The sequence below is a fragment of the Desulfurobacterium sp. genome, assembly GCF_027028515.1.
GTDB lineage: Bacteria > Aquificota > Aquificia > Desulfurobacteriales > Desulfurobacteriaceae > Desulfurobacterium_A.
In genome coordinates this window covers 1-12,158 of sequence record NZ_JALVIW010000052.1, presented here as the reverse complement: position 1 = coordinate 12,158, position 12,158 = coordinate 1, and the positions used below count along the sequence as shown (strand labels likewise).

The 12,158-nt window shown below is 40.8% G+C and carries 11 protein-coding genes and 1 tRNA gene; 6 read left to right on the top strand and 6 right to left on the bottom strand.

The features are described from left to right. Positions 1–154 precede the first annotated feature (154 nt). From MV676_RS04760 to dapA, 6 genes are read right to left on the bottom strand one after another with little or no spacing between them, the layout of a single operon-like run. Positions 155–1,369 (bottom strand): homocysteine biosynthesis protein, encoded by a 1,215-nt coding sequence (locus MV676_RS04760; protein WP_297445624.1) that lies wholly within the window; start codon positions 1,367–1,369, stop codon positions 155–157. A 13-nt stretch (positions 1,370–1,382) separates the two neighbouring features. Continuing rightward, positions 1,383–2,678 (bottom strand): 30S ribosomal protein S12 methylthiotransferase RimO, encoded by a 1,296-nt coding sequence (gene rimO / locus MV676_RS04755; RefSeq protein ID WP_297445623.1) that lies wholly within the window; start codon positions 2,676–2,678, stop codon positions 1,383–1,385. Continuing rightward, a complete protein-coding gene (gene hisA / locus MV676_RS04750) occupies positions 2,675–3,403 on the bottom strand; it encodes a 1-(5-phosphoribosyl)-5-[(5-phosphoribosylamino)methylideneamino]imidazole-4-carboxamide isomerase (RefSeq protein ID WP_297445622.1) in 729 nt (242 codons plus the stop codon). The genes rimO and hisA overlap by 4 nt, the downstream gene beginning before the upstream one ends. A gap of 10 nt (positions 3,404–3,413) precedes the next feature. Further along, positions 3,414–4,196 (bottom strand): 4-hydroxy-tetrahydrodipicolinate reductase, encoded by a 783-nt coding sequence (gene dapB / locus MV676_RS04745; protein ID WP_297445621.1) that lies wholly within the window; start codon positions 4,194–4,196, stop codon positions 3,414–3,416. Further along, the gene (locus tag MV676_RS04740) at positions 4,196–5,128 is read right to left on the bottom strand and encodes a protoglobin domain-containing protein (protein ID WP_297445620.1); all 933 of its coding nucleotides are present in this window, start codon (positions 5,126–5,128) and stop codon (positions 4,196–4,198) included. Before MV676_RS04740 ends, dapB begins: the two co-directional genes overlap by 1 nt. Continuing rightward, positions 5,129–6,001, bottom strand: a complete 873-nt coding sequence (gene dapA / locus MV676_RS04735) for a 4-hydroxy-tetrahydrodipicolinate synthase (protein ID WP_022847549.1) — start codon at positions 5,999–6,001, stop codon at positions 5,129–5,131. A gap of 106 nt (positions 6,002–6,107) precedes the next feature. On the opposite strand from dapA, the gene thrC reads away from it, so the two are divergent. The 6 genes from thrC (at position 6,108) to MV676_RS04705 (ending at position 12,122) form a co-directional block, all read left to right on the top strand. Further along, positions 6,108–7,169: a threonine synthase gene (gene thrC / locus MV676_RS04730; protein WP_297445619.1), complete on the top strand. Its 1,062-nt coding sequence runs from the start codon at positions 6,108–6,110 to the stop codon at positions 7,167–7,169. 22 nt (positions 7,170–7,191) lie between these two features. Next, the gene (hisZ, locus tag MV676_RS04725) at positions 7,192–8,469 is read left to right on the top strand and encodes an ATP phosphoribosyltransferase regulatory subunit (protein WP_297445618.1); all 1,278 of its coding nucleotides are present in this window, start codon (positions 7,192–7,194) and stop codon (positions 8,467–8,469) included. Continuing rightward, positions 8,469–9,758, top strand: a complete 1,290-nt coding sequence (locus MV676_RS04720) for an adenylosuccinate synthase (protein ID WP_297445617.1) — start codon at positions 8,469–8,471, stop codon at positions 9,756–9,758. The genes hisZ and MV676_RS04720 overlap by 1 nt, the downstream gene beginning before the upstream one ends. Positions 9,759–9,798: 40 nt before the next feature. After that, positions 9,799–9,875, top strand: a tRNA-Arg gene (locus tag MV676_RS04715). 253 nt (positions 9,876–10,128) lie between these two features. Next, positions 10,129–10,695, top strand: coding sequence for a helix-turn-helix domain-containing protein (locus tag MV676_RS04710; protein ID WP_297445616.1), 567 nt, complete (start codon positions 10,129–10,131; stop codon positions 10,693–10,695). A gap of 113 nt (positions 10,696–10,808) precedes the next feature. After that, entirely contained in the window at positions 10,809–12,122 is a 1,314-nt protein-coding gene (locus MV676_RS04705; protein WP_297445615.1) for an HD-GYP domain-containing protein, read from the top strand. Positions 12,123–12,158: the final 36 nt, after the last annotated feature.

The window sequence follows — 12,158 nt, the reverse complement described above, 5'->3', positions numbered from 1 at the left end:
ACCTTTTGACAGAACTTGAAGCTGTTGAGTTTGCCTTAACAAGGATGGGATACAGGATAGAGTATGGAACATCCGTGAAAGCGGCAATGGATACATTCATAAAAGCCGTTCATAGAAGACCCGTTTAACAGCAAGGGGGCTTTAGAGCCCCCTTTTACTTTCTCTCGTCATACTCAATCTTCACGTCTGGCTCTGGTGCGGGAAGTCTTTCTGCAGGCCTTGAAATTTCAAACCTCCCCTCTTTTATCCAATCTTTCAAAATGTTTGCTATCTCCCTTGCCTTGTAGTAGGAAGAGAGAGGACACGTCTGAATTTTCTTGCCGTTTATCTCTATCTGCCCCTTCCTCAGGTCACCATAGTTAACATAAGCTATCGGTTCGACCGCTTCACCGCTCGGATAATCGGAAGAGTAGTCGTAAACAGGTGCAAGTATTTCGGAATCTTTAACGGAAGTATAAAAAGCTATCCTCTCATTAAGTATAGGTATGGGAATCCCGATCCCGACAAAGAGAGAAACACCGTAACCAATAATTGAAGCAGCCCTTATGAAATCGGTACTCATCTGCTTCATATCGCCAACAGTCATTATGGTACCGCTTCCCTCAACGGGCTGTCCTTTTTGGGTTCTCCTCACGCCAAAAGGTGCATGTTGCGTTCCATGAAAAGCGATATATCCAACCCCGCCGCCCAGGAATATCCGCGTTCCGATACCTATCGTTTCAAAAAATGGATCATTGAGAAGCGGACTCAACTGTCCGGCACTTGAGTACGTGGCATTTCCCATGTTTGGACGAAGTATCCCCATATAGGTATAAATCGTTCTGGAAGATTTATTAACTGCAACGTTATAGTTCTGATAGCAGTTCCTTGGATTGCACAAGATAGCATCTCGAACGGTTTTTATGTTAATAATCTTTTTAATCTCTCTCCTCGGATAACAATCGGTGCCGTAGGCATACGCCTCAAGTTCTATATCCTCACCTGCAATTAACTCTTCTATAACATGAGCACCTCCATACTCAAACCTACCGGGATAAACCTCGTTTCGAGGATCATTTTCAGGAAGGGCACTTGCTCCAATGTAAAGATCAACAGCAGCAAGGGCACCGTAGGCAGGAACGCCGTTAAGGTAGATCTCTTCCATCTTCATTTTAGGCCTTGTATGACCTACATTCAAAAAGGCACCTGAAGAGCACATCGCACCGAAAGTACCTGTGGTAACAACATCCACTTCCTCGGCAGCTTTTACAACGCCCATCTCTTCAACAATTTCAATCATCTCTTCGGCGGTTACGACAACCGCTTCGCCCCGCCTTATCTTTTCATTTATTTCTTCATAGGTTTTATTAACCTTAAACTGCTCTTCCATAACTCTTCTCCGTTCACTCAATCGGTTCGGCGATAAGGTCAACATTACTGGCAAGTGCGGTTATCTGCGCATCAACAAATGTGCCCGGCTCATAATTTCCTTTCAAGTAAACTATCCCGTCAACCTCGTACGCATTTCTGTAACTCCTTGCCTCAACATAACCTTCCATATCCTCCGCCGGACCGTCAACGATAAGTCTCAGCTTTTTGCCGATGAGCTTTCTGTTGTTCTCCTCAAAGATGGAATACTGAACTTCCTCTAAAAAGTTAAGCCTCGAATCTTTAATATCCTCGGGAAGGTCTCCCATATTGTAAGCAGCAGTGCCCTCTTCTCTTGAGTACTTGAAAAAACCAACCCAGACAAGCCTCTTCTCTTTTAGAAATTCAACAAGCTGCTCAAAATCCTCTTCCGTTTCAGAAGGGAAACCAACGATAAATGTGCTTCTTAACGTAACATCCGGAATCTTTGTCCTTATCTTATCTACCAACTCATCTATGTATTTACGAAAATACTTTCTCCCCATTGAAAGCAAAACTTTATCCGTAACATGTTGAAACGGAACATCAAGATAGTGAAGAACCTTTTCACTACTTGCGATGTAATCTATCAACTCATCGGTAATGTGAGAAGGATAGGTGTACATAAGTCTTATCCACTCAATTCCTTCAACCGCTTCAAGCTTTTTCAAAAGCTTCAGCAAACCGTTTTTATCCTTCCTATCCATACCGTAGGCAGTCGTATCCTGAGCTATAACGTAAAGTTCTTTAACGCCTTTCTTGGCAAGAAGTCTTGCCTCTTCAATAATCTCTTCCTCAGGACGGCTCCTGTAAGGTCCCCTTATAAGGGGAATAGCGCAGTAGGTACAGTTGTTTGAACATCCTTCAGCAATTTTAAGATAGGCTATATGGGGTGGCGTGAGAATATGTCTATAAAGAAATGGCTTTTCAGGTTGAAACTGTCTATCAAGTATCTTTTCAACACTCCTCTCAAGTTCATCAACACCTATAAAAACATCTACTTCTGGAAGCTCTTTTTTAAGTTCATCTCTGTATCTCTGATAGAGACATCCTGCAACAACAACTTTTTTCTCCGGGTCTCTTTTTTTCTCCTCAATAGCCGTTAGTATTTCGTCTATAGACTCCTCTTTAGCAGGGGTGATGAATCCACAGGTATTAACGATAATAATGTCCGCATCCTCAAGGTTATCAACAAAAAGCACGTCCCCTGTGGCCTTTAAAAGACCCACCATATGTTCAGTATCAACAAGATTTTTGGGACATCCAAGACTTATAACGGCAACCTTTTTCATAAATCACCTTTCAGCTTTTTTATAACCGATTCAAAATCTATCGCACCCTCATAAAGTGCCTTCCCCGTAATAGCACCAACCACATTCGGAATTTTGGAAAGACGGATAACATCATCTTCCGTAGCAATCCCACCGGAGGCTATGACTGGTTTTCTAACACTCTTTGCAAAGTTAGCCACCTCTTCAAAGTTTGGTCCTTCAAGAGTCCCATCCCTTGAGATGTCGGTGTAAACAAATCCCCAGATAGAGATATTCTCGTACCTTTTAGCAAAATCAACCGCTTTCAGATCCGTTTTCTCCACCCATCCCCTCGTTGTCATAAAACCATCCTTTGCATCAACACCTAAAACCATACCACCTGGAAAGGTTTCAACTATCTCAAGGAAAAGTTCAGGATTTTCAACAGCAACAGTTCCAACGATAATTCTGTCAACGCCTATATCTTTTAAGGCCTTTACAGCATCTATAGTCCTGACACCTCCGCCAAACTGAACAGGTATGGAAAGTCTTTTAACAATCTCTTCAACTATTCTAATATTGGCTGGGACACCATCAAAAGCTCCATCAAGATCCACAACGTGAAGCCTTGTTGCCCCTTTATCCTGCCACAGAAGTGCAGCATCAACAGGATTTTCAAAGTACTCCTTCACTGCATCGGCCCTTCCCCTGTAGAGTCTTACACATTTACCACCTTTTATGTCAACCGCAGGAATAAGTTCAAACATCTATCCTCCCTTAAATACCAAGAACATCAAACATAGTGTAAAGACCTGCCGGTCTTCCAAAAACCCACTTTGCAGCAACAACAGCACCTTTAGCAAAAGTCTCTCTGCTTGTGGCTCTGTGGGTTAGCTCTATCCTCTCGCCGGGTGTGGCAAAAAAGACCGTATGGTCTCCAACTACATCTCCCATTCTGGCTGCAAGGATACCTATCTCTTCGGGTTTCCTCTCTCCGACAAAACCTTTCCTGCCGTAAACAGCAACATCTTCAAGGTTTCTACCAACTGCCTCTGCTATAACTTCAGCGAGCCTCATAGCAGTACCTGAAGGGGCATCTTTTTTAAACCTGTGGTGAATTTCAAATATCTCTATATCGTAGCCCTTATCCTTCAAGACCCTTGCAACTTCACCAACAATTTTAAAGAGTATGTTCACACCAAGACTCATGTTTGGCGAAAAAACTACAGGAACGTTCCGGGCAATTCTTTCTATCTCTTTAACCTCTTCTGGCTTAAATCCCGTCGTTCCTATGACAAGTGCAACATTATTCTTTTCAGCTTCTTTCAAAAGTCCAAGAGTCGCAGGCGGAACGGTGAAGTCTATTACAACATCAGGTTTTTTATCAACTTCCGACAGGGATGAAACAAAACTTAACTTTTCGTCAAAAGGCTTTCCTATAAGTGGCGAATCTGGCTTCTCAAGAACTCCAACAAGCTCCATACCATCTTCAGACTTTACAAGAGAAGAGATAAGCCTTCCCATTCTACCATTAGCACCATTAACAGCAACTTTTACCATCAATCACCTCTCTTATACTCAAACCATTTAACAATACCGTAAACAATGCCTAAAATAAGAATTAACGCACCTATACCAAGCTTAAAAGAAACAGGTTTTGTGTGTTCAAGAGAAAGAACAAGAGCCTCCCTGATGGTTGCAGCAAGCGCCACACTAACGAACGCACTAACTGCAAGCTCTCCACCCATCATAAACTTTATCTCACTGTTGAGAAGCTCAAGAACAGTCCACAAGATAAGCAGATCACCAAGAGCAGATATCAGACCGTGAGAAAGATCTCCATGGAAGAAATGGGCAACATCCGTAACAAAAAGACCTGCCACCACAATGCCAAGAACCATCAAACCCAAAATAATTGCAACATCCATAACAAAGGCAAACTTTTTCGTAAACCTTATAACAAACTTTTCAGCGGGATCTGCCTCAATGAACGTTCTCATTTCATGATCTATATAGAAAGAGAGCATAACGGAAAGGTGGAGGTCAATAAGTTTTGAGAGAGAGCGGGTATATTCCTCTATAAGAGTACATCCCTCACCTTTCTGTTCAACAAGCACCTTAACAATTCTCTTAGTACAAAACCGTCTCACAAAATTCATCATAGCTACGATAAGATTTGTAGGAATTCCAAGGTCAGCGTGAATCTTGGCAATTCTCAGTATGTAAGTAAGATACTCCGAATCATACTTACCAGAAAAGAGCTGCTCATACCAGTGAATAAGTTCATCCCTTATCTTTTTTAAATCATCTTCCGAAATGTATTTTGAAGCCTCATCATACTTTAAAAGCTGATTGGAAAAAGCCTCTACAAATTCATCTTTAAAAGAGATAAGCATATAACCGATCTCTTTAAGGTTATCGACATCTTTTTTCCGGAACTCAAACTGATAGAGGAGACGCTCCATATCTGCGTAACTTATCTGAACACCCATTTAGAGCACCCCCTTCTCTTTTAGCATTTTTCTTATAATCTCCTCTTTCTCTGGCGTTGTCGGACACAGAGGCAACCTAAACTCTTTTTCCATCCTTCCCATCATTGAAAGCGCCGTTTTAACGGGAATAGGATTTGTATCAATAAACATCGTTTTATGCAGAGGATAAAGATATAGATGAAGCCTTCTTGCCTCATCAATATCACCTTTTACAAAGGCTCTATACATTTTCACCATTCTGTCTGGAACAATGTTTGCCGTAACAGAAATCACACCTTTCCCGCCAACGGCAAGCAACGGATAAAACGTAAGATCATCACCTGATAGAACCTCTATCTTATCACCACAAAGGTTAACAATTTCGGTTGCGACATTCGTACTTCCAGTAGCCTCTTTAATTGCAACAATGTTTTCCATAACTGACAACCTTGCAACCGTTTCCGGAAGCATGTTAACACCGGTTCTACCAGGAACGTTGTATAGAACAATGGGGATATCCACGGCTTCAGCAATTGCCTTAAAATGACGGTAAAGACCTTCCTGACTGGGCTTATTGTAGTAAGGTGTAATGAGGAGTGCTCCATCAGCACCTGCTTCTTTTGCGTAAGCTGTAAGTTCTATCGCTTCCTTGGTAGAGTTGGAACCTGTACCAGCTATAACTTTAGCTCTCCCTCTTACCTGGTCAATTGTAATAGCTATAACCTCTTCGTGCTCTTCATAGGAAAGAGTGGCGGACTCCCCTGTCGTTCCACAGGGAACGATGCCGTTCACACCGCCTTCTATAAGAAACTCTATATGCTCCCTCAACGCCCTTTCATCAACCCTTCCATCTTTAAAAGGGGTTGGTATGGCAACATGTATTCCTTCAAACATTACCGCCTCCGAAAAATTAAAGCTTACTGGAATTTTAACAAATATAGAGTTTTTATATAATTCACTTCTGGAGCTGAAACGGGCTTGAAAATGGAGGTAAAGTTAGATGAAACTATGGAGAGGAGTAATAGAAGAATTCAGAGAATTTTTACCTGTAACCGAAAAAACGCCGGTTATAACACTAAGAGAAGGAAACACACCCCTTATAGAAGCTGACAACTTAGCTGCCGCAATTAATCCTGACATTAAAATATACCTTAAATATGAAGGTTTGAATCCTACCGGCTCTTTTAAAGACAGAGGAATGACCATGGCCGTCTCAAAAGCGATGGAAGACGGCGCGAAAGCCGTAATATGTGCCTCTACCGGCAACACCTCTGCTGCAGCTGCAGCGTATGCTGCAAAAGCAGGAATAAAAGCGGTAGTTTTAATACCCGAGGGGAAAATAGCCCTCGGAAAACTTTCACAGGCAGTAATGTACGGTGCAGAAGTAATTCAGATAAAAGGAAATTTTGACGAAGCCCTTGATATAGTCAGAGACATAGGAAAAAACTATCCCATAACAATTGTCAACTCAATAAATCCCTACAGATTGCAGGGACAAAAAACGGCAGCTTTTGAAATATGCGAACAGCTTGGAAGAGCACCTGATTTCCATTTTATTCCCGTCGGAAACGCAGGCAACATAACAGCCTATTGGATGGGCTACAAGGAGTATTACGAAGCTGGAAAAGTTCTATCCAAACCTAAAATGTGCGGCTGGCAGGCAGCAGGTGCAGCACCAATCGTTCTTGGACATCCTGTTAAAAATCCCGAAACAATAGCAACAGCTATTCGTATAGGAAATCCGGCCAGTTGGGAAGGAGCTGAAAATGCAGCAGAAGAATCTGGCGGTCTCATAGATATGGTAACCGATGAAGAGATTCTTGAAGCGTACAGATTGGTTGCAAGAACGGAAGGAATCTTCTGCGAACCGGCCTCTGCAGCATCAATAGCAGGCGTAATCAAAGCCAACAGAGAGAAAAAACTCTTTTCAAAAGGCGACGTTATTGTCTGCACATTAACTGGACACGGTCTTAAAGATCCCGATACGGCTATGTCAATGGGCGTAAAACCGGTTACATTGCCTGCTGATGAGAAAGAGATAGTTAAATATTTAGGATTTTAAAACCTTTAAATAAGGATGAAAAATGAGAGAAACTGAGATTCCAAGAGGATTTAAAACACATCTGCCTAAAGAAGCCCTTGAAATAGGCCACATTTTTAAGAAAATGGAAGAAGTTGCACAGCAGTGGGGCTACCTTCCCGTTATTCCACCCACAATAGAGTACCTTGCAACATTTAAAAAGATAGATGAGCAGTTTGAAGAACTTGCCTTCAAACTTGTTGATAAACAGACCGGAAAGCTGATATCTGTCCGCCCGGACTTTACACCACAAATTGCAAGAATCGTAGCAGCATCCTTCAAAAACGAAGAACCACCTTTCAGGTTCTACTATAAAGGAAACATCTTTAGAGATACGAAGGGAAACAGAGAATTTCCTCAATTCGGTTTTGAACTTATCGGTGTAAATGACATAGAAGCTGATGCCGAAGTTGTAAGCATTATCGTTGACATACTCAGAAATCTGGGCCTCAAATCATTTCAGATTGACATAGGACACGTTGAATTTATAGATGGAGTTCTGGAAGAGATTAAAATTGAAAACGATGACAAGATGAGATTCATCAAACTCCTTTCCCATAAAGACCTTTCAGGTATAGAAATATTCATGGATGAAAACAACTTTGAAGAAGAAAGAAGAAAAAAGGTGGAAAAACTTCTGGAACTCTATGGAAAAGCTGAGATACTCGACACAGCTCTTGATATCTTCAGCAATGAAAGGGCAAAAATAGCCGTATCAACATTAAAAGAGATGTTCGAAATACTAAAAACCTACGGGTTCGAAGGCAACATAATCTTTGACCTTTCAGAAAGAAGGGGTATGAAGTACCACAGTGGCATAACATTTGAAATATTTCACCCCCTTTCAGGTATATCTCTTGGAAACGGCGGAAGATACGACAGTCTCGTTAAAAGTTTTGGGAGAAATCTTCCAGCAACAGGAGCGGCAATCAGAATAGATCGCATATATCAGCTCTTAAAAAGGAAAGAAACGCTTAACCTCCAACTTCCCTGTGATATTTATATAATAGACATGAGGAAAGAACTGAAAAAGGCCTATGAAGTTGCAAAACTGCTCAGGAAAAAGGGATATAAGGTTGCAAGGGACATCGTTAAAAGGCCTGTGGAAGCCTCAATAGATGTGGCCTTCAACAAAGGATTCAAATATGCTATTGTCCTCAATCCGCAGGATGAAAGCAACAGGGTAATCATAACGGGACGGAAGTTTAGAAAGGTAATTGAGGAAGGCAAAACGATTGAAGAAACTGTAGAGAAGATAATAGAAAGCCTGGAGGAACATTAATGGCAACTCTTGGAATAGTAGGAACCCAGTGGGGCGACGAAGGAAAGGGCAAGATTGTAGATATCCTTTCAGACAGGGCAGATATCATAGCAAGATTTCAGGGCGGTAATAACGCCGGACACACCGTCGTAATAAACGGCAACAAGTACGTCCTTCACCTTTTACCCTCCGGAATTCTCCACGATAACAAAGTATGTGTCTTAGGGAACGGAATGGTAATAGATCTTGAAGCTCTCATAAACGAAATAGAGTTCATAAAAAGAGTAGGTAAATCTGTAGAAGGAAGAATTCTCCTGTCTGAAAGAGCACACATAATACTTCCATATCATAAACAACTTGATGCTGCCTCGGAAGCTAAAAAAGGCGACGGCTCAATAGGAACAACACTAAAAGGTATTGGGCCTGCATACAGGGACAAGGCCGGAAGAATGGGTATAAGGGTTGCAGACCTTAAGAAACCGGAAACCTTTAAGAAAAGGCTTGTAGAAAATATTAAAGAAAAGAGCATAATCCTCAAGTATGTTTACGGCTACGAACCCGACTTAAACGCTGATGAAATATACACATCAACCATACGTGCCTTTGAAAAGCTTGAACCTTTTGTGGCCGACACAATATCCTTTTTAAATAGAGCCATTGATGAAGGAAAAAACGTTCTTTTTGAAGGTGCACAAGCAACACTACTTGATATAGATGCAGGAACATACCCGTTTGTTACATCTTCAAACTCTTCGGCTTTAGGTATAGCTTCCGGAACAGGCATAAGCCCCAAGAAGATTCAGAAGGTAGCGGGAATTGCAAAAGCTTACACGACAAGAGTGGGAAGCGGACCCTTCCCGACAGAACTTGGCTGCCAGTTAGGAGAGCTTTTAAGGGCAAGGGGACACGAATACGGCTCAACAACGGGAAGGCCAAGAAGGTGCGGCTGGTTAGACCTTGTTGCTGTGAAATACTCTACAACAGTCAATGATCTTGATTCCCTTGTAATCACAAAACTTGACGTTCTTGATGCATTTGAAGAGATAAAAGTATGTACCGGATACAGGCTAAATGGAAAAACCGTTGATAGTTTCCCATCAACAGTAGAAGAACTTGAATCTGTAGAACCAGTATATGAAACACTACCGGGTTGGCATACAGAGACTACACATGTAAAAGAGTTTAATAAACTTCCGGAAAACGCAAAAGAATTCATTAAATTTATAGAAGAATTCATAGGAATCCCCGTATCACTTGTATCCACAGGACCTCAGAGAAGTGAAATTATATGTAGAACACCGCTGTGGTAGGTTGAATTTAGAACAAAAAAAGCTATATTTCCTTAGTGCTGCGCCCGTAGCTCAGTAGGATAGAGCGCGAGATTCCTAATCTCGAGGTCGCAGGTTCGATCCCTGCCGGGCGCGCCACTTCCTGTAAACATAAGTCCCGATTAAATTTTTAAAATCTCAAGCGATAGAATGCAACTTTCCAACTATAACCTATCGGCTTTCCTATCCAGCCTCACGGTTATTGGCTTTTCCGAAAAATTTTTCTAAATTTACGTTACACATTGAAACAGCGAAAACAAAAGGCCATTAATGATAACAATTTTCAATAAGCAGCAGAAATTGTTTTAGAAAGAAAGTGAAACATCAATAAGCGAAATACAGGGAAGGCTTTATGGAAAAGTTTGATCCTTCAAAACTGAGAAAACTAAGGAAGAAAAAAAATCTAACTCAAGAAGAGCTGGCAGAAATACTGGGAGTACATCCGGTAAGTTATGCAAGGTGGGAATCAGGATTGAGGGAGCCAAAAGCCGAATATGTTATAAGACTGGCCAAAATTCTTGGCACCTCCCCAGAATATTTTTTTAAGGAAGAACAAAACATAGAATATAAAATCAATAACAAAAAAATTGAGAAAATTGAATTTCCACACTACCCAGAAGGGAATATTCCATATCAAGCTTTATGGATAGAAATTAAAGAGGACTTATGCAACGTAGTGAAAGCCGGTGACATACTATTAGTGGCCAAAGTGCCCCTGAAGTCTCTAAAAAATGGTGAAAAAGTTCTGATATCAAAAGAAGGAAAAAAAGAAATAAGAAGATATTTCATGAAGGAAGGTACAGTTTTCCTAATCCCGATGAGCGATTCAGAAGAAATTATAATCCTTGATAAAGAAAAGGCCTCTGAAATGGAAAAACATCTATACTTAATACTTGGAAAATATCAGCCTTTAAGGTAAAACAGTTCAAATAACCTGTGCTTTATAGCTAAAGCCAGTAGTTGCTTCCTATCTTTTTTTATCGCTAAAAAGATGTATAATGCAATATAATTAAAAATAGGGAGGGGCTTAAAATGATGGCGCTCGGGCAAACCATTGATATATCAAAATTTCTGCTTGCCATATCCTCAATGAACGGCCTCTCTGACCCGGCGATAAATAACCACAACTACAGAGTTGCTTTTATATCTTATCTAATAGGTAAGGAAATCAGTTTTTCCAATGAGTTCTTGTACAACCTGTTAGTTGCAGGATTACTACACGACATAGGTCTTCTGCTCGTCCACATAAGAGAAGATGTTGCTCTTCTCAAAAATCCTTCTGCTAAAGAAACAAGAAAAGTTCATCTTCATGCGGAAGTAGGGTACGAGCTCCTGAGAAAATTTCCCTATTTTTCAAAAATAGCCAAAATTGTCAAGTACCATCACTATTCATATCAGGAAGCTATTGAGAATAAAGACATACCTTTTAGTGCTGCAATAGTCAATCTGGCCGACAGAATAGATATTTTCATAATAAACAACGCAGATACGGAACAGCCATACTCAAACATTTCAAGAGTTTTACCAAAATTGGAAAAATTCTTGAAAAGGCAAGAAGGGAAAATATTCAGTCCAAAGCTGGTAGATATATTCCTCCAGAAAGTATCCCATCAGGAAGCCTTCTGGTACGAAATACTAAACGAAAGCTGTCTCAAGGAAACTCTTGAATATCTCCTAAGAAGCTTTGACAATAAACTTCCGTCAGAAGCTTTCTATGACCTTTCACAAATCCTTGCTTACTTGATTGACTTTAAAAGTCCTTTTACAGCAACCCACTCTTCCGGCGTAGCTCAAACAGCTGCTTCACTTGCAAGTTTTTTCAAATTTACATCTCCCGACCTGAAAAAAATAAAAATAGCAGGACTGCTTCACGATATAGGAAAAGTGGCCATACCCCTTTCCATTCTGGAAAAACAGGGCAAGCTAACAGAGGAAGAGTTTAACATAATGAAGTCTCACGTATTTTACAGTTATAAAATAATATCCAGACTTAACGTGGACAACGATATAATAGAGTGGGCTTCTTACCACCACGAAACTCTGGACGGAGAAGGATACCCTTTCAGGTTAACGGCAAAAGAACTTTCTCTCGGTTCAAGAATAATGGCTGTCGCAGATATCTTCACAGCTCTGCGAGAAGACAGACCTTACAAAAAAGGATTACCTCCAGAAAGGGCAATATCAATAATAGATGAGCTTTCTAAAAAGAAAAAGCTGGACAAGAGAGTTGTAAATATCTTAAGAAAAAATCTCAACAACATAAGTATGCAGGTTGAAGAGTCTCAAAAACGTGCAAAAGAGCTTTATCACGAATTAAGAGGAATCGTCTCCATGTACAAAGAATAACACCATCCTGAAGACAGCTCTAAATAAAACCCCAGC